Raw genomic sequence first — 26,739 nt, 5'->3', positions numbered from 1 at the left:
CAGGCCCCTCCGCCTTCCCGAATGCCCGGTTTGGGCCCCGGATCTCCGGTTTTCTGCTCGCTTAGCGTGCGCCCCCGTGCTCCGGTCCGGGGGCATTTTTTTGCCGTCCGCTCCGTTCCGAGTCGCTCCGGACGCCCGGCTTTTCCTGCTCTCAAGGGGTGTGTTTGTGTTCCTGTCCCCGCAAGGGGCGTTGCCGGGCCCTGTGGACCCGGGACAGATTTCAACTTTTTTTCACCGTGGCCGCAGGTCACCGGACCGGTCGCGGGCCGGAGTGCGGACCGGTGCCGGCGCCGGGCGCCTGTAGCGGCCCCGGGCCCCTGTTACCGGCCCCGATCTCAGGGGGTGGGGGCGGGATCCTCGCGGTAGTGGCACCCGAGGGAGGTTTTGTTGCGCAGGGCGGCTTCTGTGATCAGGCAGGCGGTCTGGCAGCCGTGGAACAGGTCAATCAGCGGCTTGGAGAGCGGCGTGCTCTTGTAGAACGCGTTCAGGGTGCGCGACAGATCCCGCAGCTCGTCAAAGGCCCGGTTCAGGCGCGCGGTGGTGCGCCGGATCCCCACGTAGTTCCACATGGCGTTGCGGATGGTGGCCCAGTCCTGGGCAATCAGGGCCGGGTCGTCGTTGCGCTCCGTTCCCGAATGCTCCCAGTTGCCGATGGCCTCGTGCACGGCGCGGTCCTCGGACAGCTCGCCGCGCTCGATCCGGGCGGACACGTCCCGGGCCGCCTCGACGGCCCAGAGCACCGCCTCCAGCAGGGACGTGCTGGCCAGGCGGTTCGCCCCGTGGATCCCCGTGCACGCGCACTCGCCGATGGCATAGAGGCGCTCCAGCGTGGTGCGGCCGCGCAGGTCCGTGAGGATACCGCCGCAGAAATAGTGGGCGGCGGGGACCACGGGAATGGGCTGGACACGGATGTCCAGGCCCCGGTCCATGCACGAGCGGAAAATCAGGGGGAAGCGCTCCTCCAGATCGACGCCGGTGGCCCGGGCGTCCAGGAAGGCGCACGGCTCGCCCGTGGCCAGAAGCTCGTCCATGATGGCTCTCGAGACCACGTCGCGCGGGGCCAGCTCAAGGCGCGGGTCCACGGATTCCATGATCCGCCGACCCTTTGCGTTCAGCAGAAGGGCGCCCTCGCCGCGCAGGGCCTCGGTGATCAGAAGGCGCCGGGGCTCGATATGGTAAAGGGTCGTGGGGTGGAACTGGACGTACTCCAGGTTCTCCATGCGCACGCCAGCCCGGCTGGCCATGGCAATGCCCGAGCCGACCGCGCTGGCCGCGTTGGCCGTGTGCAGGTAGATCTGCCCCACGCCGCCGGTGGCCAGCAGGACCACATCGGCCAGGTGGGTCTTGATGGTGCCCGTGGCCTCCTCGTAGACGTAGGCGCCGCAGCAGCGGTTCTCCAGCTCGTAGCGCCAGGTCATGCCCCGGGTGTGGTGGTGCGAGGTCAGCAGGTCCACCGCCGTGTAGCCCGGCATCAGGGTGACCAGGGGGTGGGCGGCCAGCGCCTCGGACAGGCACTCCATGATGCTCTTGCCCGTGTGGTCCGCCACGTGGGCGATGCGGGCGCTGGAGTGTCCGCCCTCCCGGGCCAGATCCCAGCGGGCCTCCCCGCCGGCGGAACCGTCGGCGGCGCTGTCGAAGGGGACGCCCAGACGGTGGTGGAGGATGGCCTCCAGCGCGTCGGGTCCGTGGACCGCGAGGTGGCGCACCGCGCCGGGGTTGTTGTGGTGGCGCCCGGCCTCCAGGATGTCGGCGATCAGGCTCTCCGCATCCCCCGGCAGCCCCGAGCGGTGGATGATGCCCCCCTGGGCCAGCCAGGAGTTGGCGTTCTCCGGATCCTCGGAGGCGCACAGGACCGTGACCGGAACGCCCCGGTCCGCAAGACACAGGGCCGCAACGCCCCCCGCCAGCCCCGAGCCGATGACCAGGGCCCGGCTGTGAACGCGAAGATTCCCCATGATGTCCTTCCTGTCAGGCGCAGACGCGCAGCATGGTTTCCAGAGCCTGCCGGGCGCCGGGTTTCAGCGCCTCGGGAACGTGGGTCGCGCACGGGAAGTCCTCGCCCCGCACCAGGGTGCGAAGGGTGTCCTCCAGGCTGGTTTCCGTGTTCTTGGCCATGTAGCAGCAGCTGCTCGGCCGAAGCGGGAGCACGCGAAGGCGGTTCGCGTGCTGCTGGGCCAGGCGCTTCACAAGGTTGATTTCCGTTCCCACGATCAGGGTCGTTCCGTCCGGCGCCTCGTTCGCATAGCGGATCAGGAACGAGGTCGATCCCGCCGCATCCGAGGCCTGGACAACCTCCCGGCTGCACTCCGGATGGACAATGATCCGGGCGTCCGGGTACTCGGCGCGGCTGGCGGCCACGTCGGCTGTCTTGAAGCGGGTGTGGATCGGGCAGTGTCCCGGCCACAGGAGAAGCGTCTTACGGGCGGCCGCGTCCGTATCCAGCCGGCTCCCGCCGCCCCGGATGTCGATCACAAGGCGGTCCTCCTCGGGGAGGCCCAGCCGGTCGGCGGTGTTGGTGCCCAGGTTCTTGTCCGGCAGGAACAGGACGCTGTCGCCTTGCTCCAGGGCCCAGGCGAGCATCTTCTCGGCGTTGGCGGAGGTGCACACGGCGCCCCCGAAGTCCCCGACCACCGACTTCAGCTCCAGGGTGGAGTTCACATAGGCCAGAGGGATCACCCGGCGCCCATCCCGGTTCAGGCTTTCCAGAACGGTGCGCGCAAGGGGCCCCGGCGACATGAGCGCCATGGTGCATTCCGCGTCGGTTGCCGGGATGTGGACCGTCTGGCCCGGCGCGGCAAGAAGTGCTGCGGTTTCGGCCATGAAGTAGACGCCGCAGAACACGATGTGCTCCGAGGTGACCTCGGAGGCGACCCGTCGCGCGAGTTCCAGGGAGTCCCCCCGGATCTCGGCGTGGCGAATGACCTGCTCGGACTGGTAGTGGTGAGCCACGATGGTGACCCGGTCCCCCAGTTCGGCGCGCAAGGCTCCGATTGCTTCCGTGCCCATTTTCACTGCGACCTCTCTTGATCTTTTATGTTTGACCGGTCTGCGGTTCCGGGGGGCCAGCGGCGGCCCTTGACGGTGTCCGGGGTGTCACTCTGCGGCAAACAGCATGGAAAAATCAGCGGCGACGGCAGAGTGGGTGAGTTTTCCTACAGAGACGAAATCCGGCGTGCGCACGGCTCCTGTGTAGTCGAGGGCGCTGATATCCTCAAGCGACACGCCACCACTGATTTCGATCTCGATCTCCTGCGGTATCATGTTCAGGGCCCGGACCGCAAGCTCGCGCGTCATGTTGTCAAGCATGATCCGGTCCACCCGGCAGGCCACGGCCTCGGCCACATCCTCGAGTGTGCGGCACTCCACCTCCACCGGGAGGGGCGGGTCATAGGGCGCGCGGACCTTCTCCACCGCCTGGCGCAGGCCTCCGGCGGCGTCGATGTGGTTGTCCTTCAGCATCAGGTAGTCGGACAGGGACATGCGGTGGTTGGTGCCCCCTCCCATGCGAACGGCATACTTGTCCGTGTAGCGCAGGCCTGGCATCGTTTTTCGCGTGTCCAGAAGCCGGATTCCCGTGCCCTCGAGCCGGTCCACGTAGCGGCGGGTCAGGTTCGCGACCCCCGAGAGGCGCGACAGGAAGTTGAGGATGATCCGTTCGGCCCGCAGCAAGATCCGGGCGCTGCCGGTCAGGGTCATGATGACCGTGCCTTTTGCCACGCGGTTCCCCTCGTCGACCAGGGCGCGGGCGCCCCACTCGCCGGGCTCCAGGCGCGCGGTTTCCTCGAGGATCAGGGGCACCAGGGGCAGGCCGGCGACCAGGGTGTCCTCCTTGGCCAGGATGGTGGCGTTCATGGTGTCATCGGGCCGGAACACCGCGTTGGTGGTCCGGTCGGTGCCGTCCTCGTCCAGAGCCAGCCGGATGGCCCGGATGAGACAGTCCCGGGCGTGCCCCTGAAAAAAGGTGTCGAACAGTGCCGCAGTCATGACGCGCCTCTGAAGTGAAGGGAGTTTGAATGGAGGCGGACGCTACCACAGCATGGCGGCAAACCCAATACTCTCGCGCGCTTCGGAGCGCGAATTCCTCACTTTTAAGGTGTGGTGGCCGTAGAGTGCGGCCTGGGCGTGAGGATCGGGGCTGCGAGCTAAAATAAATCTATATCTATTGTGGTTTTCCGGGACCGTATTAGGGGGCGGGAAAACCCGATTGAACGGGGGACGTGCCGGAGTTTTCTTCACGTCTGTTCAATCGGGCCGCCACTATTGGCGTGTTGGGTGTGCGGGCGTCTCCAGTAGTCCCTTTTCAAGGGGGTGCTTTCCGCGTCGGGATCTTTCGGTGGCGGGGGCTTTGTCCTTATTGGTCCAGCGGTTTCACAAGGAGCCTTTTTTCCCTCATGTTGAACTGGACTGCAAAACGCTCGAAGAAGTCCTGTCCCAGCAGGCCGTCCAGGCGGAAGTCCTCGGGCAGGCCCTGCCAGACCAGGGCGTAAAAGACGGGAGAATCGTCGATCCCGGCCACCTTCAGGGGGGTGAACCGGAGCTCACCGGTCTGCGGGGCCCCGCTGTTGCCGCCGCTCCCGGGGTTCGGGGAGGCCGGGCGTATCGCGTCCAGGGGCACGCGCGGCGCTCCCTCGGGCAGGATCTCAGCCTTGACAAGGCTCGCGCTGGCCGCCGTGTCCAGCACAAAGGGGTAGGTCCGCGTGCCGTCCGTCATCATCACCACCAGCCCCTCCTCATCCAGGCGGTAGGGCAGTTCGGTCCAGCCGTCCCGGGACAGGGGGCCGCGGTCGCCCAGGGTGAGGCGGTTGTTGGGGAGGTCAATCAGGGTCCAGAGGTCTTTGAAGAACTCAAGACCCACCACCGGAACGCCTGCTTCCGGCGCGCTGTACCCGCCGATGGACAGACCCCAGGGCTTCAGGGCCACTCCCTGGACATCACGGAGCGTCAGGTGGCCCAAAGACAGGCGCGGAATGACGAACCGGTCCGACTCGCTGACTGTGCCGGTCAGGTCCAGGGAGCGGGCTTTCTCGCCGGTCCAGCGCAGGCCCGGGATGGTGGCGCTCAGGGACGCGGGGAGATGGAGGGCGTCCCGCGATCCCGTATCAAGGATGAACCGCTCCGTCGTGCCGCCAAGGGGCATGTCGACGTTGGCAATCCCCAGGTCGTCCGTCTGCAGGGGCAGGGATGTGGTGGCGGAGCGGGCCTCGTGACCCGGAAGCAGGGACGCGGCCAGCGCCAGGGCGAGCGCCAGGCCCACGGTCCGGGCCAGGGCCGGGGTGCGGGACGGGCGCGGGGCCGGAAAAGAGCGCCGTATCAGGGGGGCGGAGCCCGGGAGCTTCGAGAAAACCGTCATGGGGGCCTGCCGGTAGCGTGAGGGTGAAAGGGGGGCGTTGGGTCGCTCCGGATGGGAACCCGGGTGAGGGGGATGTCCCGTGTGGTGCCCGGGGTGTGCTCAATCCTGGAATGGCCGGAGTGTGCTGCGTCCTGCCGGGGGATGTTCCGCAGTGCCCGGGGAGATCCGTGTCACTCCGGGCGCTGTGTGGCCTGCCCGGAGCGAAGTGGTCTGCCGGGAGCGGGGGCGTTCCGCCAAGGTGCGGGGCGTTCCGCAAAAGTGCGCTCTGTCCTGCCGGACGTGCGGTGTTCGGCCGGGTGTGGGCGTCTCCCGCCAGAGAGCGGGGGGCGCCGGGGAGTGGCCGGGGCTCCCAGTAAATTTCGAGGGCCTCCGGCGTGCTCCGGTCCGGCGGCACCGCACGACCCGCCCGGTGGCGCGGCCCGCTCCTCCCGGGGCGCGATCCGATCCACCCGGGGCAGCACAGGAACCAGCGTACACGAGGCCCCGCCTCGGTGCCATGGGCTCGGACGCCCCCCGGAACCGCTGGGTCCGGCGGCACCGCACGACCCGCCCGGTGGCACAGCCCGCTCCTCCCGGGGGCGTGATCCGATCCACCCGGGGCGGCACAGGAACCAGCGTACACGAGGCCCCGCCTCGGTGCCATGGGCTCGGACGCCCCCCGGAACCGCTGGGTCCGGCGGATGGCGGTCAATCCCGGGGCTCAGACCTTGCGGTGGACGGAGCGCACGCTCTCGAACCCGTCGTCGTCGTGCACCACCTCGATGTCGGCAAAGATCCGCGGCGCGAAGTCCTTGAGGCGCCGGGCCATCAGGCAGGCGAGGCGCCGGATCTCCAGGTCCGCGTCCGCGTGGCCCCGCAGCTCGATCACATGACGGGCGGCGCGCAGGTTCATGGTCCAGACCATGCGGGTTTCCGCCGCGTTGGGGAGCATGCACCGGGCGGCCTCGTTGGCCCGCTTGCGGATAACCGTGCCCTCGCAGCAGTTCATGGTGGAGAGCTTCTCCTGAAAGAGCTCCTGCCACTCGGTGTAGGACCGCAGGGCCTCCCGGCAGTCGGACCGGAAGCGCTCGGTCAGGCAGAAGGCGGCGTCCGAGTCCCCGTTGTCCGCGAGGTCATGGATCTGCTGGACCAGAAGCGGCGGCACCACAAACCGGAGCTCCTTCGAGTCCACATAACGCTGGCTCTCCTGGGACACCGCGGTGCCCGCCCGGTGGCGGATCAGCTCGTGGGTCAGGGAGCGGGAGATGCCCGAAAGCGCGAACGAGATGTTCACGTGCTCCAGGACCGAGCCGTGGCCGCTTTCCAGGATGTGCTCGACGTACTCGTCCGACCCGCGCCCCCGGCGGAAGGACCGGTAGCAGAAGCGACCGGCAAACTCGGGCAGGGCCTCCGCACCGCGCCCCTCGGAGGCCTGGCGGGCCAGCTGGGACAGGGGAGTGCTGCTGTCCTCGAAAATGTCCGTGTAATCGCTTTCCGCTGCCCACTGCATCAGGGCGTTGTGGGCCAGCTCCGTCGCGCCGAGGATGACGGCACCGGGCGCGAAAACCAGTCGGGGAGTCTGTTCGGGCATGGATACGATACTCCAGTTTGCAAAGGTTCCCCGGCTGAAAACCGGAAGGTGTACGGGCAGGATAGTCCACTCTGGCGGGTTTTTGAAACCCGGATTGGAACGGGTCCGGAAATCTGCCGGCTCCGCTGGGCTGTGTCGGGCTCCCCGCGTTCTTGTGTCGGGTTCCCCGCGGCTTTGTGTCGGGTTCCCCGCCGGGCCGCGTCGGGCTCCCGGTGCGGCCGGTCGGGTCTGCGGTTTTGCCAGGACGCTGTTGGCGCCGGTCGGGCCTGTAGCGCGGGGGGGTGACGGGGTCCGGTCCGCGCCGTTTCGTCCCCGGGTCCGTGGGAGACGCCCCGCAAACCGGGCCCGGGAGGGATGTCACGGGTCAGGGTCACGGGGCAGGGTTGCGAGCAGGGTCACGGGGCAGGGGAGCGGGCCGTGCAGCTCACCCGGCCGGACCGAACCGGCGGGGCGCGCCCTGCAGGACGCCCCGGCTCTCCGGCTGCGGCCGTTCCCTGCTGTTGTCCCGTCGGCCTAGAGGGACATCCAGGCGGTCTTGTTGTTGCGTGCCCAGGTGGCCGCGTCGGCGATGCTCTTGTGGAGGGGGACCGAGGGAGTCCAGCCCAGATCGCGGGTGATGGCCTCGGTCGGGTACACGGCCTTCAGGCGGTAGAGGTCCAACTCGTAGAACGAGGGGGCGCCCAGAAGGGCCTCGCGCGCCTTCGACCGGAACAGCGGAATGGTGTCCGAGACCGCCTTCAGGGGCCCCGCACCCAGCACCCGGAAGCCGATCATCTCCATTTTCATGTCCCGGGTGTAGGGGAACTCCATGGCCTGGTTATACTTGTCGAAGAAGGCGTTCCAGGTGATCTGCTCGGGGCCGTTCACGTTGTAGGTCTTGCCGGCAGCCTCGTCGCGCAGGATGGCGGCCTCCACCGCGGCGGCCAGATCCCGGATGTCCAGGATGTTGGCGGTGCCCTCGCCGGCGATGCCGATCCGGCCCCACTTGCGGGCCCGCAGGCGCTGGGTCAGAACCTTGCCCCAGGACGAGATCCCGCCGTGGGACAGCACCTGGGCGGCCCGCAGGATCACCACCGACATGGAGGATCCGGCCGCGGCCCGGCACAGGCTCTCGACCTCGGCCTTTTCCCGGGCCTCGATGGTGTGGTCGTCATGCTTGGGGGGCGCGGCCTCGTGGACGGTTCCGCCGGTCAGGCCGTAGTAGCTGGTGCAGCCCAGGTAGATGAAGCGCCTCACGCCCTGGTTCCGGGCGGCTGTCAGCAGCGCCTGGGCCCCGTTGACCGAGACGGCCCGGGATCCGGCGGCACAGAACACCACCGTGTCCACGCCCTTGAGCGGGGCTTCCAGCGTCGAGGCGTCCTGGAGATTGAAGGGTGCGGTTGTGACCTTTTTGGCGAGGTCTTCGGAAAGCGGCGTGGTGTGAAGGCCGGCGACAACGGAAAATTCGGGATGTCCGGCGAGGTGGGCGGCGATCTCGCGCCCCGTGAAACCGGAGGCTCCGGCAACGAAAATTTTCTTCATGGCGTCGCAACACTCCCCTGAGGATCAAGCCTGCCGGGCTGGCGCTCCAGCCCTGTGCCGGGGGGCGGATCCTGTGGCCCGGCACCGTTTTTTATTAAGCCACCCGCTCGGGTGTGGCAACACTCCTTTGATACCTGTCCCCGGCGGCGGCGTGGGAAGAATGGTGCTTTTCCATTCGGTGTCCGGTCCCTATAATCACACACGACGTTGACCAAAATCTTCGCAGCTCTTCCGGGGTTCTGAAATGAAGTCGCATCCGACACTGATGAAAACGCTCAGTCTTTGTCTTCTGGCTGCCGCCCTTTTTATGGGGCCGATACCGCGTGACGCCTGCGCGGATCCTCTGGCGGAGCCTGACGGGGTCGGATTTTCCGGGGAACAGGCCCAGTTTTCCTGGCCCGTGAGCGCATCGGACCTTCTGAACCTTCCGGTGCGGATTTACGGCGGGGCTCCGCCGGTCTCGGTCGTGGATGACCTTCTGCTCAAGGCGGACGGGCGCGTTGTACGGGTCATCATCGACAACGGCCAGTTCCTGCGCATGGGGCTGGACGGGAAGCGGGTGGCTCTGCCCTATGAGGGCGCCATCGTTCCCGGAGCCGACGGCGAGCCCGCGTTCTTGCGCATCAACATCGCCGCCAGCTATGGCGAGGTGATCCGCGAGTTCCGCTACGAGCTCATGTCCCCCACCGACTACTCGATGAAGGCGATTCTCGGGGCGCCGGTGTCCACGTCGGACATGCCGGGGGCCGGGTCTCTCCACACCCTGTGGGTGAGCGAGGCCGGAACCGTGGAGTACGCGGATGTGGATCTCTCGGTCCTTCCGGGCCAGCTCTCGAAGCGGGTGCGCATTCCGTTCACCGATCTCCGGCTGTCCCGGCTGGGCCCCATGGACGAGACCCGGGCCTTTGTGGACTATCCCCTGCTGGATCTGAGGACCATGTCCGAAGCCGTTGGGGCGCCGACGTCCCCGGACACCCCCTAGGCCGGGCGGGCCTGTTCATCTTGTGGGGGCGGGGCCGGGTCAGGGCGGGTTGGGCCGGTCTCCCTCCCGCGCCACAAACACCAGACAGTCGGAATAGCCGTCATTGTGAAAGTGGTAGGTGGTGTCCGGTTCGGCCCGTCCCGTCGGGTCGTGCAGGTTGAAGCCCTGCTTTGCAATGCCTGTCAGGGTGCGCCGCCCCGGTCCGGGTCCGAAATAGCCGATATAGAGCCGGTCCTTGCGGATCTGGTTGAACATGCCTTCCCGGCAGCTTCGGGACAGGGCCGGATCCAGCGTGCCGACCTTGCGGAAGGTGCTTCCTGTCAGGCCGTAGAGGGTGGTGCGCTCCGACGCCACCGCGTCCCCGGCGGCCATAAACAGGGACAGGCCCGCCACAGCGGCCAGGGCTAGGCACAGGCCCGAAAGCGGGCGTGTTGCGCGTGATGTGGGCATGGGTGTCCCCGGGTATCTGTTGGCGTGCATGTGTGCGGCGTATTCCCCGCAAAGGATGCCTCGCGCAGGGAGCCCGCGCAAGGATGTTGGGGGACTCTGCCCCCGCCGTGATCTCGGAGGATGGGAATGCGGGCGGTACGGGGGGCTCTGCCTGCCACCCCGGTCTCGGAGGATGGGGATGATGCGGCCCTGGGCTGTCCACGCCCACGTCCGCGCCCAAGTCCGCGCCCACGCCGCGCTCTCCTGTCGCCCGCGCCCGTGGCACATCCCGGTTTTGGCGGTTGCATCACGTCTTTTGTTTTGCGCGGGAGTCGGGTATACAGGCGCCTTCCCTGTTTCTGCTCGTGCGATAAACAAGAGGCCAGCATGTCCCTGTCCAAAAATATCCTGTTCCTTCCCGGTGACGGAATCGGCCCCGAGGTCATGACCCAGGTGCGTCGTGTGATGGCGTGGTTCAACGCCTCCGGCGCCACCGCGTTCGAGATCGAGGACGGCCTCGTGGGGGGCTCGGCCTACGACGCGCATGGCACGCCGCTCCATGACGACACCATGAAGCTGGCCCTGGACGCCGATGCGGTTCTCCTGGGCGCGGTCGGTGGTCCGAAGTGGGACAACCTGGACTTCTCCGTGAAGCCCGAGCGTGGTCTCCTGCGCCTGCGCAAGGAGATGGAGCTGTTTGCGAACCTCCGTCCGGCTCTGGTCTTCGAGGCGCTCGCCGAGGCGTCCTCCCTGAAAACCGATCTGGTGGCCGGTCTGGACATCATGATCGTGCGCGAGCTGACCGGCGGCGTGTACTTCGGTCAGCCCCGGGGCATCGAGACCCTGCCCAACGGCGAGCGCCGCGGCATCAACACCCAGGTGTACGACACCCACGAGATCATCCGCGTGGCGCGGGTGGCCTTCGACCTGGCGCGCGCCCGTGACAGCCGGGTCTGCTCGGTCGAGAAGGGTAACGTGATGGAAAGCGGCCTGCTGTGGCGCGAGGAGGTCACGAAGCTGGGCGAGTCCGACTACGCCGATGTGGCCCTGTCCCACATGTACGCCGACAACTGCGCCATGCAGCTGGTCCGCCGGCCCAAGCAGTTCGACGTGATCCTCACCGACAACCTGTTCGGCGATCTGCTGTCCGACTGTGCGGCCATGCTGACGGGCTCGCTGGGCATGCTGCCCTCGGCCTCTCTGGGCGCGAAGGACGCGAACGGAAAGATCCCGGCCATGTACGAGCCGGTCCATGGCTCGGCTCCGGACATCGCGGGGCAGGACAAGGCCAACCCGCTGGCCACGATCCTGTCGTTCTCCATGATGCTGCGCTACAGCTTCGACCTGGGCGCCGAGGCGGATCTTCTGGACGGGGCCGTCAACGACGTCCTGAACGAGGGCTTCCGCACGGGGGACATCATGCAGCCGGGCAAGACCCTTGTGGGCACCACCGGAATGGGTGACGCGGTTCTGGCGGCGCTGGACCGTCGCGCGGGCTGACGCCCTTTCACAGGTGTCGTGGTTCGGGGCTGCCCCGGACCGGCCCCTGAAAAAAGGAACCGGGACAGGGGAGCGGGCGCCGCACGGCAGCCGGTGTCCCCGTTCCGGGCCTGTTTTCCGGAAGGGAGCCCCAGGGCTCCCTTTTTCGGCTCCGGGTTCCGGGTGTGCCGTTCGGGCGGCGGGCCCGGCCTGCGGGCCGGGGAGAAAAATCATGCCTGAACTTCCCGAGGTGGAAACCATCGCCCGGACCCTCGCGCCCCGGGTCTTCGGCCGCCGGGTCTCCGGGCTTCGCGTGCTTTTGCCGAAGTCCTTTCAGGATCCGGAGCACCTGGCCGCGTGCCTGGAGGGCGCCGGGATCGGCGCGGTCTGGCGCCGGGCCAAGCTGCTGATGATCCCGCTGTATCCGGCGGCCTCGGCCCGGGATCCGGAGCCTGCGGCCCTGGTGATGGCCTTTCACCTGAAAATGACCGGCAGCTTCTTTGTCCATCCACAGGGCACGCCGCCCCTGCGCCACACGCGCCTTGTCTTTGACCTGGACAACGGGGAGCGCCTGTTTTTTGACGACATCCGCACCTTTGGCTGGGGCCGCCTGATGCGCGCGGACGCCCTGGGCGCCTGGCCGTTCTGGGCGTCGCTGGGGCCCGAGCCCCTGGAGCCCGCGGCCGCGGCCCTGGGGAGCGCGCTGGCCACCCGCCTGAAAGACAGCCGCCGGGCCATCAAGGCCGCCCTTCTGGACCAGACCGTGGTGGCCGGGGTTGGCAATATCTACGCGGACGAGGCCCTTTTTGCCGCCGGGCTGGATCCGTCCACTCCGGCGGGGCAGATTTCCGGGGCCGGGTATCAGGCTCTGGCCGGGTCGCTCCAGGGCATCTTGCGCCAGGCCATCCGGGAGTGCGGCAGCTCCATCCGGAACTACCGGGATGCGGGCGGCAATGCGGGCGCATTCCAGAACGCGTTTGCCGTCTACGGCCGGGCGGGGCAGCCCTGTATCCGCTGCGGAATGCCTCTGGAAAGCCGGCAGATCGCCGGGCGCACCACGGTCTGGTGCTCCCTGTGCCAGGGAAACCGCTAGGGCAGGTCGTCGATGGTTCCGCCACCCGGATTGAGCCCCGAGTCATAGGACGGCGCCGGAAGGGGCGGCGGTGTGGCCAGCCCGGGGCCCCGCCCGGTCCCCGGAAGGCCGGGAGAGCCGCCCGTCGTGGTGCTGCCGGACAGCGGCGGGGGCAGGGCCAGGCCCGCATCGGGCATGGTGTCGGGAAGTCCGGGCATGCCTCCGGTCGCTGTGCTCCCGGGAAGGGGAGGCGGCGGCGCCAGGCCGGGATCCGGCCGGCTGGAGGGTGTCGTAGGAATGCGCCCAGGGGAATCGGGGGCCCGGCCGAAGGCGTCCAGAGGTTCCCGGATCTGGCCGGGCCAGCTGTCGGCGGTGGTCTCCGGCAGCACCGCTTCCGGCCCAAGGGGAGAGTTGCTCCTGTCGGCCGAATCCCGGGTGCAGGAGCTTGCCGCCTGGTTGCAGCCGGACTGGCAGGCCGCCAGCCGGTCCATCGAGGGGTCCAGGTCGGATTCGCAGGAACTCAGGCAGGCTTCCAGGGCGCTCAGGCAGGGATCGGCGGCGGACGCCTGGGCATGCGCCACAGGCGCCGGGGCGAGGGCGCCCAGAAGCGCGATCACCGGCACGATCAGGGGTATACGCCGTTTGGCGCGGGGAAGGGCGCGTGGGGCCATGGGGGCTCTCCTGTTCCTGTCGGAGCTCGGACCGGGGCGGGCGGATGCCCGGGTGGCGGGCCGGTCGGCGGCTTCGGGTTCGCGTACAGGCTGGATATGGGGTCGTGTTTCCCCCGTTACTATGGGGTTTGTGTGTGAAAACGCCAGCGAAAACACGCCATGGTGGTTTTTCCGGGACAGGCAGTGACCCGAAGCCCGGGCATCCACGAATCGGCAGGCTCGGGCGCGCTGGCGGACCCGGCGGGTTCTCGGTGGATTTCACGGTATCCTGGCCCCTTGCGCCTTGACATTGCCGGGCCGGGGGGCTACACCGTGCCATCGGTTTTTTCCTGGATTTGAAGACCGGGGCCGTTTTTGTCGTCTTTTTTTGGAAAGACGCCTCCGAGGAGGTCCGCCAGTCCGCGAGTGTCGCGCACTGGCGCCGTTTTCGTTTGGCCAAACGCCGGGCGGGACGGAACCCCTCTCCGGCAGGGATGTTTGTCCGGCCCCCGGGTCGTGCGGATGTCCGGGAACGCTCCGACAGACACCCCGTCAGGGGCAGAGGCAGGCACAGGATGTTTGATGGTCTTTCCGCCCGTCTGGGCGACGTATTCGAGAAGCTTACACGACGCTCGTCCCTGTCCGAGGGTGACGTGGACACCGCCCTGCGCGAGGTCCGTCTTGCCCTTCTGGACGCGGACGTGGCGCTGCCGGTGGTCAAGGAGTTCGTCGCCCGGGTTCGCGAGGACGCTGTCGGCCAGCAGGTGATCAAGTCGGTCACCCCGGGCCAGATGGTGATCAAGATCGTCCACGACGCTCTTGTGTCCATGCTGGCGGGCGAGGGCGAGGACGAGCCCGATCCCATGGCTCTGGGCATCGACATTGCCCACACGGCGCCGGTTCCGGTGCTGATGGTCGGCCTCCAGGGCTCGGGCAAGACGACCACCTCGGCCAAGATCGGCCTGCGCATCACCAGCCGCGAGAAGAAGAAGGTTCTTCTGGCCTCCCTCGACGTCTACCGTCCGGCGGCCCAGAAGCAGCTTGCGGTCCTGGGCGAGCAGACCGGCGTCGACACCCTGCCGGTGGTCGAGGGGCAGATGCCCGTCGAGATCGCCCGCCGCGCCATGGACGAGGCCCGCCGGGGCGGCTACGACGTTGTCATTCTGGACACCGCCGGACGCCTTCACGTTGACCAGGAGCTGATGGCCGAGGTGGCCGCGGTCCGGGATCTGGTGAAGCCTCGCGAGACCCTGCTGGTCACGGACGCCATGACCGGTCAGGACGCGGTGAACGTGGCCGCCGAGTTCCAGGAGAAGGTCGGTATCACCGGTATTGTCCTGACCCGTGTTGACGGTGACGCCCGCGGTGGTGCCGCCCTGTCCATGCGGGCGGTGACCGGCGTTCCCATCAAGCTTCTGGGCATGGGCGAGAAGATGGACGAGCTGGACTCGTTCCATCCGCGCCGCGTGGCCGGCCGCATTCTGGGCATGGGCGACATTGTCTCGCTCGTGGACAAGGCCGCCCAGACCATGGAGATGGAGGAGGCCGAGCGCCTCGCCAAGCGCATGGAGGCCGGCAAGTTCGACATGGACGACCTGCTCGTCCAGCTCCGGCAGATCCGCAAGATGGGCGACATCAAGGGGATCATGGGCCTGATGCCCGGGATCTCGAAGATGCAGCGCCAGATGGCCGAGGCCAAGATCGATGACAAGCTCATCGTGCGCCAGGAAGCCATCATCCTGTCCATGACCAAAAAGGAGCGCCGCAACCCGGATCTCCTGAAGGCCAGCCGCAAGAAGCGCATTGCCCTGGGCTCGGGCACCTCGGTTCCCGAGATCAACAAGCTGCTCAAGCAGTACGAGCAGATGGCCTCGGTCATGAAGCGCCTCAAGAAGCTGGGCGGCCGCAAGGGGCTGATGAACATGTTCAAATCCCTGGGCGCGGACGATCCCGACAACCCTCCCGACATGTCCCAGCTGGCCAAGGCCCTGGGCGGCGCCGGGACGCCGGGCGGTCTTCCCCCCGACCTCCTGCGCTCCATGGGGAAGCGCAAGCGCTAGGTTCCAGTTTGCTTTCCGGTCCTGCGCCGGTCTGCTCCCCCGGGGAGCCGGTCAGGTCCGTTTCCGGTTTTCACGATTTTTCTACACGACCCTCACAGGAGTAATCGAATGTCTCTTCGCATCAGGCTCGCCCGCAGCGGCGCCAAAAAGCGCCCGTTCTACCGGATTGTGGTCGCGGACTCCCGCTCCCCGCGCGATGGCCGCTTTATTGAGCGCCTCGGCTCCTACGATCCGATGCTGCCGGCGGACAACGAGCGTCGCCTTGTGCTGAAAAACGAGCGCATCCAGTACTGGCTGGGCTGCGGCGCCCTGCCGACGGACCGTGTGGCCCGCTTCCTTGGCCAGGCCGGTCTGACCGCGCCGCGCGCCATCCCCGAGCAGACCATCAAGAACCAGCCCGGCAAGAAGGCCCAGGAGCGCATCCGCGAGGCGGAAGAGCGTGCCCGTCAGGCCGCCGAGGCGGCTGCGGCTGAATCCGCAGAGGCTTGAGGAACTCGGATCTCCTCATGAGCGAGCGGCTGGTTGTGGGCATTGTTGTGGGAGTGCATGGCGTAAGGGGACTGGTGCGGGTCAAACCGTTTACCCTGGACCCCTTCGCCCTGGGCGACTATGGCCTGCTTTCGGACGAGAGCGGGACACGGTCGTTCCGCGTCACGGTCAAGAATGCCCTCAAGGACCAGCTGCTGTGTTCGGTAGAGGGTGTTGCGGATCGGGATGCGGCCCTGGCCCTCAAGGGCACGCGGCTGTGTATCGAGCGTGACCGCCTGCCGGACGACGCCCTCGACGAGGACGAGTACTACCACGCTGACCTGATCGGTCTTCCGGTCGAGCTTGCGGACGGAACGCCGCTGGGCTCCATCCGGGCCGTCGAGGACTATGGTGCCGGGGATCTCCTGGACATTGTCCGGCCTCAGGGACAGGCTCCGGTCATGGTGCCCTTCACCCGGGCCTGTGTCCCGGTGGTGGACCTGGCCAACCGGCGCGTGGTTGTCGATCCTCCGGCCGGGTTGCTGGACGATCCCGAGAACCGACCCCGTCAGGGGACGCCGGGCAGGGGGCGCGGATGACCTTCCGGGCCTGTGTTCTGACCCTGTTTCCCGAGATGTTTCCGGGTCCGCTTGGATCCTCCATCCCCGGGCGCGCCCTGAAGGCGGGGCTCTGGGAGCTGGAGGCTCTGGACATCCGGGACTTCGCGACGGACCGTCACCGCACCGTGGACGACACGCCCTTCGGCGGCGGAGCCGGCATGGTTCTGCGGCCCGACGTGGTGGACGCCGCAATCGAGGCGGGCTGGCCCAAGACCGGTCCCCTGGTCTATCTGACCCCGAGGGGCCGTGTTCTGGATCAGGAGCTGGTCCGGGAGTTCGCGGCCCAGCCCTCGCTGACGATCCTGTGCGGGCGCTACGAGGGGGTGGATGAGCGGGTGCTCGAGGCGCGGGAGGTGACCGAGGTCAGCCTTGGCGACTTCGTCCTGTCCGGCGGGGAGCCTGCGGCTCTTGCGCTTCTGGACGCGGTGGTCAGGCTGCTGCCCGGTGCGCTCGGGGCGACGGACTCGCTCGACGAGGAGAGTTTTGAAAACGGACTGCTGGAGTATCCGCACTACACCCGCCCCGCCGTCTGGCAGGGCCGGAGTGTTCCGGAGGTTCTGCTGTCCGGCCATCATCAGAAGGTTTCCGAGTGGCGAAAAGCCCGGGCGGAGGCCATTACCCAGACGCGGCGCCCCGACCTTTGGGCCCGCTACACCGCCCGGCGGGCGGAATTCACAAACACCGCCGTCGGCGGTCCCAACGGAGAATGCGGACAATGAATATCATCGAACAGCTTGAGAAAGAGCAGATCGAAAAATTCCTCGCAACGCGGACTGTTCCCGAGTTCCGTCCGGGCGACACCCTCAAGGTGCACGTCAAGGTGACGGAAGGCAACCGCGAGCGTATCCAGGCCTACGAGGGCGTGTGCATTGCGCGCCGCAACTCGGGCATCAACTCCTCCTTCACGGTTCGCAAGATCTCCTTCGGCGAGGGTGTGGAGCGTGTGTTCCCGCTCTACGGTCCGGCCATCGACCGTATCGAGATCGTCCGTCGCGGTAAGGTGCGTCGCGCGAAGCTGTACTACCTCCGTGACCGTCGTGGCCGCGCCGCCCGCATCCTCGAGGACACCAACGCCACCCAGAAGGCGCTGGCTGTCGAGCGTGAGATCACGCAGGAGCGCAAGCAGGCGGCCCGCACCGACAAGGCCTGATCCAGGCCTGTCCGCGTTCCGTTTGTGGTGGACGGGCCCCCGGGGCCCGTTCTGCCGCAGCGTATCGGGGGGGTCTGCGACCGGACCCCTTTATCGGAGTGTGCCTTGTTCCCACCTGTAGGGAACAGTCCCGGACGAACCAGTGAGGAGAAACGGTGCCATGGGCAAGCCGACCACGCTCTTTAACAAGATCTGGCAGAGCCATCTGGTGGAAACCCAGGAGGACGGGACCTGCCTGCTCTATATTGACCGGCATATGGTCCACGAGGTGACCAGCCCCCAGGCATTCGAGGGACTGCGCATGGCGGGCCGCTCGGTGCGTCATCCGGAGGCAACCCTCGCGGTGGCCGACCACAACGTCCCCACCGAAAACCGCAAGCAGGGCATCTCCAACGAGGAGAGCCGCATCCAGGTCGAGACACTGGAGGCCAACGCGGCCAGCTTCGGTGTTCCCTATTTCCCCATGTCCGACATCCGTCAGGGCGTGGTGCACATCGTCGGCCCCGAGCAGGGCTTCACGCTGCCCGGCACGACCGTGGTGTGCGGTGACTCCCACACGGCGACCCACGGTGCGTTCGGCGCGCTGGCGTTCGGCATCGGCACCTCCGAGGTCGAGCACGTGCTCGCCACCCAGACCCTTCTCCAGAAGCCTGCAAAGGACATGCTGGTCCGGGTCACGGGAGAGCTGAAGCCCGGCGTCACCGCCAAGGATCTGGTCATGGCCATCATCGGCAAGATCGGCACGGCGGGCGGCACGGGTCACGTGATCGAGTTCGCCGGCGAGGCCGTGCGCAACCTGTCCATGGAAGGCCGCATGACCCTGTGCAACATGGCCATCGAGGGCGGTGCCCGCGCGGGTCTGGTGGCTCCGGACGATGTGACGTTCGAGTACGTCCGCAACCGTCCCCTGGCGCCCCGTGGCGACGAGTGGAACCGCGCTGTTGACTGGTGGCGGACCCTGAAGACCGACGAGGGTGCGCACTTCGACACGGTGGTCGAGATCGATGCCTCCGCCATCGAGCCCCAGGTCACCTGGGGGACCAGCCCCGAGAACGTGCTGCCCATCACGGCCAAGGTTCCCGACCCGGAGAAGGTCGAGGATCCCGCCCGCAAGGCCGCCATGCGCCGCGCTCTCGACTACATGGGTCTCAAGCCCGGCCAGAAGCTCACGGATGTGAAGATCGACCGGGTCTTCATCGGCTCGTGCACCAACGGACGCATCGAGGATCTGCGCGCCGCCGCCGCGGTGGCCCGTGGTCGCAAGGTGGCCGAGGGCGTGCGCGCCATGGTGGTTCCCGGCTCCGGCCTGGTCAAGGAAATGGCCGAGGACGAGGGTCTGCACACCATCTTCAAGCGGGCCGGCTTCGAGTGGCGCGAGCCCGGCTGCTCCATGTGCCTTGCCATGAACGACGACCGTCTTGAGCCCGGCGAGCGCTGCGCCTCCACCTCGAACCGCAACTTCGAGGGACGGCAGGGACGCGGCGGACGCACCCACCTTGTCAGCCCCGCCATGGCGGCAGCGGCAGCGGTGACCGGTCGCCTGACCGACGTGCGTGATCTCTAGGGGAAGGAAACACGATCATGGAGAAGTTCACGACTCTGACCGGGATCTGCGCTCCCTTGCCTCTGATCAATATCGACACCGATATGATCATCCCCAAGCTGTTCCTGAAGACCATCAAGCGGACCGGCCTCGGGCGCAACCTGTTCGACGAGATGCGCTACAACGCCGACGGTTCGGAGCGGCCCGAGTTCGTTCTGAACCAGAAGGAGTACCGCGAGGCCAAAATCCTCGTGACCGGTGCGAACTTCGGCTGCGGTTCCTCCCGTGAGCATGCCCCCTGGGCGCTGGCGGACTTCGGGATCCGGGCGATCATCGCGCCGTCCTTTGCGGACATCTTCTTCAACAACTGCTTCAAGAACGGGATCCTTCCCATTGTTCTGCCTCAGGCTCAGGTGGACCGGCTGATGAATGCGAATGACCGCACCGTCACCATCGACCTGGAGAAGCAGGTGGTCCGCGGCGCGGGCGACGAGTTCCGCTTCGAGGTGGACCCGTTCCGCAAGCAGTGCCTTCTGGAGGGGCTGGACGACATCGCCCTGACCCTCAAGAAGAAGGCCCGGATCGACGCGTTCGAGGCGGAGCGTCTGCGGGACATGCCGTTCCTGGTGGCGGGCCAGCGCAAGGCCTGAGCCCCCCGGTTCTGATCGAGAAAAAGCCCCGCGGTTTCCCCGGGGCTTTTTTTTGTGGCATTCTCGGGCACCGGCACCGGCACCGGCGGGCGCCGTCTGTGCGGCGGGCGGTGCCGGTCCCTTTCTGTCCGGCGGGAGGACCGGGCAGGCGGGTTGCGAAACCTTCGGCGCGGGCCCATGTGGCTCGCCAGGACTGACAAGGACTAAACAGGACAAACCAGGGTCCGGGGGCTTCCCGGCACCCATGTGGAGGACAACGCGGGTCATGACCAGAGAGCCGGGATCGCCCCGGCCCCCGGGAAGCGGGGCAGGCGGGGACGGAGCAGGCCCCAAGGCGGGCCCATCGCGGGGGCGCACGCCTCCCGGTCCGCTGAGGGCCGGCCCCCGGCCGGAGACGTCCTCCAGCCGGAAGAAACCCGCTGCGCCAAAGAAAAAGGCAGGGACTGCGGCCCCGGCGCCCAGGCGCTTTCGGGGGCTGAAGCGGCGCATTGCCACCTGGCTGGCGGTGGCCATGATCTGGGGCCTGATTCTGGCAGCCGCGGCCCTGGTCTGGTTTTGCTATGACATTCCCAATCCGGTGCGCGAGGCCGCTGTCACCCGTCGCCCCTCCATCACCCTTCTGGCGGCGGACGGCACGGAGATCGGCACCTGGGGCGACCTTCACGGGGATGTGCTGCGGATCGGCGATCTGCCCCGGCACCTGATTGATGCCATCCTGGCCACCGAGGACCGGCGGTTCTACTCCCACTTCGGGCTGGATCTGGTCGGCATCGCCCGGGCGGCGGCGGCCAACCTGCGGGCCGGGCACGTGGTCCAGGGGGGCTCCACCATCACCCAGCAGGTGGCCAAGAACCTGTTCCTGACCCACGAGCGGACCTTCCGGCGCAAGGTCCAGGAGTTCGTCCTGTCCCTGTGGCTGGAGAGGATCTTCACCAAGGACCAGATCCTGATGCTCTACGTCAACCGGGTGTACCTGGGGGGCGGAACCTACGGGGTCGATGCGGCGTCGCGGCGCTACTTCCAGCGACCGGCGCGGGCGGTCACGGTCTATCAGGCGGCGATGGTGGCGGGCCTGCCCAAGGCTCCGTCGCGCTACAATCCCCACGCGGACCCGAAGGCCGCCCACACCCGGGCGAGGGAGGTGATCGGCAAGATGGTGGAGGCGGGGAGCCTGACCCGCCGGGCGGCCGAGGCCGCGCTTGCGACGGCTCCGACCGCGGTCCAGCCCTCCACCCGGAGCGCGGCCAGCGGCTATTTCGCCGACTGGATTCTGGAGCAGGTGGGGGACTACGCCAACATCCGCGATCAGGATCTGGTGGTGAGAACGACCCTGGTGCCGGGGCTCCAGCGGGCGGCGGAGGAGGCCCTGGAAGGGGTTCTGGCCGAGAAGGGGGCGGCGTCCCGGGTCTCCCAGGGCGCCGTGGTGGCTCTGGACGGGGCGGGAGCCGTGCAGGCCATGGTCGGCGGGCGCAGCCATGCCCGCGCGCCCTTCAACCGGGCCGCTCATGCGTACCGTCAGCCCGGGTCGGCCTTCAAGCCCTTCGTGTTTCTGGCGGGGCTGGAGGCGGGCCTGTCCCCGGACAGCATTCTCGAGGACACGCCGGTTGCCATCGGATCCTGGAGGCCCGGGAACTACGGGGGCCGCTACCGGGGCCCCATCACCATGCAAGAGGCTCTCGCCCACTCGTCCAACGCGGTGGCCGTGCGCATTTCCGAGCAGGCGGGGCGCATGGCGGTGGCGGGCGTGGCCCGGCGGTTCGGGATCGGGCCGGCCGGGGCGGTGCGCCCGTCCATCGCGCTTGGTGTGTTCGAGACCACACCGCTCGCCCTTGCGGGAGCCTATGTTCCCTTTATGAACGGCGGCCTGCGGGCGCGGCCCTGGGGCATCGTGAGCATCGCCACCCGGGACGGGCGGCTGGTCTACCGGCGCAGTGTGCCGACCGCGCACCGCATCGTGGATCCGGGCCACGCAGAGTCCCTGCGGCGCATGCTGGCGGCGGTGGTGTCCTGGGGAACCGGGCGGAACGCGGCTCTCCCCGGCGAGGCGGTTTACGGCAAGACCGGCACCTCCCAGAACTACCGGGATGCCTGGTTCGCGGGCTTTGTTCCGGGCCGGGTCGCGGTGGTCTGGCTGGGGAACGATGATTCCAGCCCCATGCGGGATGTGACGGGGGGCGCTCTGCCTGCCGAGGTCTGGCGGCGCTTTATGGAGCGGACGCTGCCCCGGCCCGCGCCCTGAGCGGGAAAGGGAGCCTTGGGTTTACGCGGGGGCGTTCCAGGGGGGGCGCCTCTGTCTGCCAGTCCATCGTCCATCCCTGCGGCCCGGCGTTCCGGTCCCGGGGCGCCTCTGTCTGCCTGTCCATCGTCCATCCCTGCGGCCCGGCGTTCGGGGGGCGTGACCCGGGCCGGTTCCTGTGGGGCGCCGCTGCGGGGCCACTCCGGTGTCCGGGGCCTGTCCGGGGCCTGTCCCGGGCCTGATCCGGGGAGGGGTTCCGGGGGAGCTCTGTCGCCGTCGCGCCGGCCGGGCCCGTTTTTTCGCACGGCGGGGGGCATCACACGGATTGTTTTTGACGCCAAAGTGGGAAACACTCGCCGTCAGGTTCCCTCATCCCATTTTGGGGTGTCCGCCTTCCGTCCGGGGGTGTCCCCGCCTTCCGTCCGGGGGTGTCCCCGTGTTCCGTTTTGGGGTGGTCCGTCCGTTTTTAGGGGCCGCGTCCCCTCCGCCCTGTTGCCCCGCATGTTTGCCTCTGTTGCCAGGAGTCGCCTATGAGCCCGTCCGCCCGTTCCGGGAGCCCCCGTGAGTTTGTCGTCTTCTCGGGAGGCGAGATCATTGGCGACGGGATGTTCAAGCTTCCGTTCGTCCGGGCTTTGCGCGCGGCGATGCCCGAAAACAGCCGCCTGGTCTGGATGACCACCGGGGACACGGTCTACCGGACCCTTCTCAAGGATCTGACCGAGGGCCTGGTGGACGAGTACCTGAGGCTGCCTCCCCTTCGTGTCGGGTATCGGGATCTGCTGGGTCCGCCGGTCCTGGACCGGCAGTTCGACACGCTCATGGACACCCAGCACAAGATCCGCCGCACCCTGTGGCTTCGCAACCGCCTGAGCTCCCGAACGTTTGTTTCCGGCAGCCTGAGGGGCTTCCTGTCCTCTCCCCTGTCGAAGGCCCGTCCGGCGGGGCCGCCCACGGCGCACCTTCTGGACCGGCTGTTTCGCATCGGAGAGGCCGCCGTCGGCGCGCCCCTGAAGCCCGTGCCTCTGGTCCTGCCCGACACGCGCTGGGACGAGACGGCCCGGTCCCTTCTGGATCCGGAGCGCCCCTGTGTCGGTCTCGTGCCGGGCTCGGGAGATCCGAAGAAACGCTGGCCGCTGGAGCGTTTTGTGGCCCTTGCCCGGGGTCTGGTCCGGATCGGGATGCAGCCGGTGTTTGTTCTGGGTCCGCAGGAGGCCGGTATCGCGGCCACATTGCGCGAGCAGGTGCCCGAGGCGCTCTTCCCCCTGGAGCAGGTGCCCGGGGCCGATCCGTGCCTGACCATTGCACTTGCCCGCAGGCTTCACGCCACGGTTGCGAACGACAGCGGCGGCAGTCATCTTGTGGCGGCGGCGGGACGGCCCATGGTGTGCCTGTTCCGCTCGGCGAATGTTCGCGACAAGTATGCCCCGCGGCTCGAGGTGGTGCGGGCTCTCGCCCCCCAGGACTTCGGGAAGACCGACATGGGGGGCCTGACGGTCCGCCACGTGGAGGAAGCCCTGTTCGCCGTTCTGGGGGCGGCCGCGCCCCCCCCTCCGGCCTGAGGCCCCGGGAGCGGCTGCACTCCGGCCCCGGGAGGGTTCGCGGTTGCGTAATCCACACCGATTCGCGGGGTTGTGGAGACGTGTTCCGGACTCTTGCAATCCGGGGCGCATTCCCCGATAACCAAGGAACGCATCCCTCCCACATTGTCCAGCTTCGGGGCTCCCATGACGGAAAACAGCAATTCTCCAGTGTTGCGCACGCCGGATTTGAAGCGTCTTTACGAGAAATGGCGCGAGCTGTGTCACAGCGGGGCCATCCCCATGGCTGTGGACGTGGACCCGGCGGATCTCCGCCCCTGGCTCAAGAACCTGGCCGTGATCAAGGTCACGCCGGACGGCCAGTACGTGTACGGCTACTACAGCGCCGGGTACGCCGAGATCTTCGACGGCGACAAGGTGGGCAAGTCCATCGATTCCCTGCCCGCGGCCCAGCGTAACATCCTCCTTCAGGAATACGAGACCGTGAGGCAGGAGCAGACCCCCGTGTCCCGCACCTACACCGCCTTGTTCGACGGCGAGGAGCAGACCTGGGAACGCCTTGTCCTTCCCTTCCTTTCGCATGGCGGCGAGGTGGAGAAACTCCTGGTTGCCGCTTACAGGGTGTCATGATGAGAAACACGGGTTCTGAGGATACGGCGTCTTCGCTGCCCCCGACGGAAAAGGGATCGGCAGCGGACGAGTTCAACCTCTGGTGTGCCATGAACGATCGGCCGTTTGCCCTCCACCTGACCGAGTGGCCGGCGGACACCCGGGAGTGGTTTATCGAGGTTGACCGGGGCTGTCCCCAGGTCGCCGCCATCTGGGGAACCGGAACGGACGACGAGGCCACGGCTGCCGCCATCGCCTACGCCTTCGTGGCCGGGATCGAGTGGGCCGAGAGGGACCGCGACCATCGCAGGGATGACGTCGAGCCCGAGGTCGGCGATGACTCGGCCTTCGGGGGGCAGTGGCTCGAGACCACCGACACCAGCACCGCCTCCTGGTCCGGGGTACGGGGCAACGCACCCCTGGCCGCCAAGATCCTGGGCGGCGTGACGGCGGGCCAGGTCGAGGCCAGCCTGATGCCGTGCGGCTTCGGCTCGTTTGCGCTGCCTGCAGGCGACGCCTTTGGTCTTGATCCGCAGGACGACCCGGACGACGCGAACCGTGACGGGGATATCCCCTCGCCGGACGATGCGGACCTTGCCGACGCCGAGGGTGGCCTTTCGGCGGACGCAGGGGCCGGGTCCGGTGAGGTGGGCGCGTTCCCCGCGGACTTTGCCGCCTCCACAGAAAACGACGGGGCGGATGCGGACGGGCAGGACTTCCCGGACGCCGAGGACGCCGGGAGCCCGGATGGCTCGGAGGCCGACCCCATCGACGAGGAGCGGATGTGGGCCTTTGCGCCGCCGCCCGTGTCCCAGCGGGGCCGGGCCGGGGCCACGGATCCCAAGGCCGCCGTCGCCGGTGATGTGGACACGCCGTTCATTCCGGAGCCGCCTGCGGACCCCGGCTCCCTTGAGGAGCTGTTCGAGGCAGCGGGCAGCGCCGCCACGACCGGGGAGGCTCCCGCAACCGCCTCGGCAGCCGCCTCCGCGCCGGAACCCGAGTCCGCTTCGGCCTCCGCGTCCGGGGCGGCGACGGCCCGTACGCCTGCGCCGTTGCCCCGTCCGTCCGTGGCCCTTCTGTCCTCGCCCCCCGAGGACCGTCTGGCCGGGGACAGCGACGAAAACGAACTGGCGGGCAAGGCGGCCAAGCTGGAGACCGTGCTCAAGAACTTCCGTGTGCGCGGCGAGATCATGGAGGTCCGTCCCGGACCCTGCGTGACCCTGTTCGAGCTGGAGCCGGTGCCGGGAACCAAGTCCTCCACCATCATCAACCTTGCGGATGACATTGCCCGATCCATGAGCGCGGTCACGTGCCGTATTGCCCTGGTTCCGGGGCGCTCGGTCATCGGCATCGAGCTGCCGAACGAAACCCGGGAGATGGTCTACCTGCGCGAGATCCTGGATTCCCGCGCCTGGCGCGAGTCCCGCGCCCGCCTGCCCATGGCCCTGGGCAAGGACATCGGCGGCGAGCCCGTGGTCGTGGATCTGGCCCGCATGCCCCACCTGCTGATTGCCGGGACCACGGGGTCGGGCAAGTCGGTGGGCATCAACGCCATGATCCTGTCCCTGCTCTACCACCTGGAGCCGGAGCAGTGCCGTCTGATCATGATCGACCCGAAGATGCTGGAGCTGTCCGTCTATGACGACATTCCGCACCTTCTCACACCCGTGGTCACCGATCCCCACAAGGCGGTCTCGGCCCTGAAGTGGGTCGTGCGCGAGATGGAGAACCGTTACCGCGCCATGGCCCTTCTGGGGGTGCGCAACCTGGATGGCTACAACGCCCGGGTGGCGGACCTGAACGCCCGCGGCGAGCAGGTGACCTCCCGCGTCCAGGTGGGCTTCGACAAGGAAAAGCGCGAGCCGATTTTCGAGGACCGCATCGTCCAGCTCGAGCCGCTGCCCTGCATCGTGGTGGTGGTGGACGAGATGGCCGACCTGATGCTGGTGGCTGGAAAGGAAATCGAGACCCTGATCCAGCGCCTGGCCCAGATGGCGAGGGCGGCGGGCATCCATCTGATCATGGCCACCCAGCGTCCCAGCGTGGACGTGATCACGGGGACCATCAAGGCCAACTTCCCGACGCGCATCAGCTTCCAGGTCACCAGCAAGATCGACAGCCGCACCATTTTGGGTGAGTCCGGTGCCGAGCAGCTTCTGGGGCAGGGCGACATGCTGTTCATGCGCGCTGGCGGGAAGATCTCCCGGGTTCACGGCGCCTTTGTCTCGGACCACGAGGTGGAGAGCGTTGTGGCCTATCTCCAGGCCCAGGGGCAGCCGGACTACGTCTATGCCGTCACCGAGGATGAGGACGGCGAGCCGCTGGACCTGTCCGGTCCCAACGGCAACGGGGGCTCGCCCCTGGAAGAGCGCTTCACCGACGATGGCGAGGACGGGGATCTCTACTCCCAGGCCATTGCCGTGATCCTGCGCGAGGGCAAGGTCTCGGTCAGCTTCGTGCAGCGTCACCTCCAGATCGGCTACAACCGGGCCGCCCGCCTGGTGGAGCGGATGGAGAACGAGGGTGTGGTCAGTGCGCCCAACCACGTGGGCAAGCGGGAAATCCTGCCCGGAGCCCGCAGCTACTTCGCCGGACGCGAGGGCTGAGCCTTCGCGCCTCCGGTTCCCCTCCGGTTCGGCCCGCGTTCCGCTTCGGCGCATGCGCGGCCGGCCGGGGCTCCGGGATGCCCTGAAGCCGTGACGCCGTGGCGCGACACCGTGACGCCGCACTCTGGCGCTCCATGGATCCCTTCCGGGCCCCCGCCTGATCGCGGGGGTCTGTGCGGGGCGTATCCACCCCCGTCCAGGCCCGG

General features: G+C 68.0%; 22 protein-coding genes. 14 read left to right on the top strand and 8 right to left on the bottom strand.

Annotated features, from left to right (window positions below; all coding sequences use genetic code 11):
- Positions 1–335: 335 nt before the first annotated feature.
- The 6 genes from nadB to IHV25_RS05035 all read right to left on the bottom strand — a co-directional run bounded on the left by nadB (position 336) and on the right by IHV25_RS05035 (position 8,441).
- Positions 336–1,955 carry an L-aspartate oxidase gene (gene nadB, locus IHV25_RS05060; RefSeq protein WP_192534026.1) on the bottom strand — a complete coding sequence of 540 codons (1,620 nt, stop codon included), beginning with the start codon at positions 1,953–1,955 and terminating at the stop codon, positions 336–338.
- 13 nt (positions 1,956–1,968) lie between these two features.
- A complete protein-coding gene (gene nadA / locus IHV25_RS05055; protein WP_274605250.1) occupies positions 1,969–3,066 on the bottom strand; it encodes a quinolinate synthase NadA in 1,098 nt (365 codons plus the stop codon).
- A gap of 27 nt (positions 3,067–3,093) precedes the next feature.
- A complete protein-coding gene (nadC, locus tag IHV25_RS05050) occupies positions 3,094–3,984 on the bottom strand; it encodes a carboxylating nicotinate-nucleotide diphosphorylase (protein ID WP_192534024.1) in 891 nt (296 codons plus the stop codon).
- 367 nt (positions 3,985–4,351) lie between these two features.
- Positions 4,352–5,350 (bottom strand): pepsin/retropepsin-like aspartic protease family protein, encoded by a 999-nt coding sequence (locus IHV25_RS05045; RefSeq protein ID WP_192534023.1) that lies wholly within the window; start codon positions 5,348–5,350, stop codon positions 4,352–4,354.
- Between the two features lie 700 nt (positions 5,351–6,050).
- Positions 6,051–6,920, bottom strand: coding sequence for an FAD-dependent thymidylate synthase (gene thyX, locus IHV25_RS05040; protein ID WP_192534022.1), 870 nt, complete (start codon positions 6,918–6,920; stop codon positions 6,051–6,053).
- Positions 6,921–7,433: 513 nt separating this feature from the next.
- A complete protein-coding gene (locus tag IHV25_RS05035) occupies positions 7,434–8,441 on the bottom strand; it encodes an NAD-dependent epimerase/dehydratase family protein (protein ID WP_192534021.1) in 1,008 nt (335 codons plus the stop codon).
- A 400-nt stretch (positions 8,442–8,841) separates the two neighbouring features.
- Here IHV25_RS05035 and IHV25_RS05030 point away from each other — a divergent pair, with 400 nt between their 5' ends.
- Positions 8,842–9,423 (top strand): hypothetical protein, encoded by a 582-nt coding sequence (locus tag IHV25_RS05030; RefSeq protein WP_338048587.1) that lies wholly within the window; start codon positions 8,842–8,844, stop codon positions 9,421–9,423.
- 39 nt (positions 9,424–9,462) lie between these two features.
- Here IHV25_RS05030 and IHV25_RS05025 read toward each other — a convergent pair whose 3' ends face one another.
- The gene (locus IHV25_RS05025) at positions 9,463–9,873 is read right to left on the bottom strand and encodes a hypothetical protein (RefSeq protein WP_192534019.1); all 411 of its coding nucleotides are present in this window, start codon (positions 9,871–9,873) and stop codon (positions 9,463–9,465) included.
- Positions 9,874–10,239: 366 nt separating this feature from the next.
- On the opposite strand from IHV25_RS05025, the gene leuB reads away from it, so the two are divergent.
- Both leuB and mutM read left to right on the top strand, forming a co-directional pair.
- Positions 10,240–11,352 carry a 3-isopropylmalate dehydrogenase gene (leuB, locus tag IHV25_RS05020; RefSeq protein ID WP_192534018.1) on the top strand — a complete coding sequence of 371 codons (1,113 nt, stop codon included), beginning with the start codon at positions 10,240–10,242 and terminating at the stop codon, positions 11,350–11,352.
- A 211-nt stretch (positions 11,353–11,563) separates the two neighbouring features.
- Positions 11,564–12,424, top strand: a complete 861-nt coding sequence (gene mutM, locus IHV25_RS05015) for a bifunctional DNA-formamidopyrimidine glycosylase/DNA-(apurinic or apyrimidinic site) lyase (RefSeq protein WP_192534017.1) — start codon at positions 11,564–11,566, stop codon at positions 12,422–12,424.
- Here the strand turns inward: mutM and IHV25_RS05010 are convergent.
- Complete coding sequence (locus IHV25_RS05010; RefSeq protein WP_192534016.1) at positions 12,421–13,074, bottom strand: hypothetical protein; 654 nt, start codon at positions 13,072–13,074, stop codon at positions 12,421–12,423. The genes mutM and IHV25_RS05010 overlap by 4 nt on opposite strands.
- Positions 13,075–13,628: 554 nt before the next feature.
- Between IHV25_RS05010 and ffh the strand changes: the two genes are divergently transcribed.
- The 11 genes from ffh to IHV25_RS04955 all read left to right on the top strand — a co-directional run bounded on the left by ffh (position 13,629) and on the right by IHV25_RS04955 (position 26,533).
- Complete coding sequence (ffh, locus tag IHV25_RS05005; protein ID WP_192534015.1) at positions 13,629–15,113, top strand: signal recognition particle protein; 1,485 nt, start codon at positions 13,629–13,631, stop codon at positions 15,111–15,113.
- A gap of 108 nt (positions 15,114–15,221) precedes the next feature.
- Positions 15,222–15,602: a 30S ribosomal protein S16 gene (rpsP, locus tag IHV25_RS05000; RefSeq protein ID WP_192534014.1), complete on the top strand. Its 381-nt coding sequence runs from the start codon at positions 15,222–15,224 to the stop codon at positions 15,600–15,602.
- A 17-nt stretch (positions 15,603–15,619) separates the two neighbouring features.
- Positions 15,620–16,180 (top strand): ribosome maturation factor RimM, encoded by a 561-nt coding sequence (gene rimM, locus IHV25_RS04995; protein ID WP_192534013.1) that lies wholly within the window; start codon positions 15,620–15,622, stop codon positions 16,178–16,180.
- Positions 16,177–16,920 carry a tRNA (guanosine(37)-N1)-methyltransferase TrmD gene (trmD, locus tag IHV25_RS04990; RefSeq protein WP_192534012.1) on the top strand — a complete coding sequence of 248 codons (744 nt, stop codon included), beginning with the start codon at positions 16,177–16,179 and terminating at the stop codon, positions 16,918–16,920. The genes rimM and trmD overlap by 4 nt, the downstream gene beginning before the upstream one ends.
- Positions 16,917–17,351: a 50S ribosomal protein L19 gene (gene rplS, locus IHV25_RS04985; RefSeq protein WP_192534011.1), complete on the top strand. Its 435-nt coding sequence runs from the start codon at positions 16,917–16,919 to the stop codon at positions 17,349–17,351. Before trmD ends, rplS begins: the two co-directional genes overlap by 4 nt.
- A gap of 160 nt (positions 17,352–17,511) precedes the next feature.
- A complete protein-coding gene (gene leuC / locus IHV25_RS04980; RefSeq protein WP_192534010.1) occupies positions 17,512–18,915 on the top strand; it encodes a 3-isopropylmalate dehydratase large subunit in 1,404 nt (467 codons plus the stop codon).
- 17 nt (positions 18,916–18,932) lie between these two features.
- Positions 18,933–19,544 carry a 3-isopropylmalate dehydratase small subunit gene (gene leuD / locus IHV25_RS04975; protein WP_192534009.1) on the top strand — a complete coding sequence of 204 codons (612 nt, stop codon included), beginning with the start codon at positions 18,933–18,935 and terminating at the stop codon, positions 19,542–19,544.
- Between the two features lie 511 nt (positions 19,545–20,055).
- Positions 20,056–21,783 carry a transglycosylase domain-containing protein gene (locus tag IHV25_RS04970; RefSeq protein WP_242018819.1) on the top strand — a complete coding sequence of 576 codons (1,728 nt, stop codon included), beginning with the start codon at positions 20,056–20,058 and terminating at the stop codon, positions 21,781–21,783.
- A 527-nt stretch (positions 21,784–22,310) separates the two neighbouring features.
- Positions 22,311–23,339 (top strand): glycosyltransferase family 9 protein, encoded by a 1,029-nt coding sequence (locus IHV25_RS04965; protein ID WP_192534007.1) that lies wholly within the window; start codon positions 22,311–22,313, stop codon positions 23,337–23,339.
- Positions 23,340–23,504: 165 nt separating this feature from the next.
- Positions 23,505–23,948, top strand: a complete 444-nt coding sequence (locus tag IHV25_RS04960) for a PAS domain-containing protein (protein ID WP_192534006.1) — start codon at positions 23,505–23,507, stop codon at positions 23,946–23,948.
- On the top strand, positions 23,945–26,533 hold the full coding sequence (locus tag IHV25_RS04955; RefSeq protein ID WP_242018818.1) for a DNA translocase FtsK: 2,589 nt from the start codon (positions 23,945–23,947) through the stop codon (positions 26,531–26,533). The genes IHV25_RS04960 and IHV25_RS04955 overlap by 4 nt, the downstream gene beginning before the upstream one ends.
- Positions 26,534–26,739: the final 206 nt, after the last annotated feature.

The organism is Phaeovibrio sulfidiphilus, from assembly GCF_014861485.1.
GTDB classification, from domain to species: domain Bacteria; phylum Pseudomonadota; class Alphaproteobacteria; order Rhodospirillales; family Rhodospirillaceae; genus Phaeovibrio; species Phaeovibrio sulfidiphilus.
The sequence above is the reverse complement of the archived record's forward strand: the minus strand, read 5'-3'. Positions and strand labels throughout refer to the sequence as shown.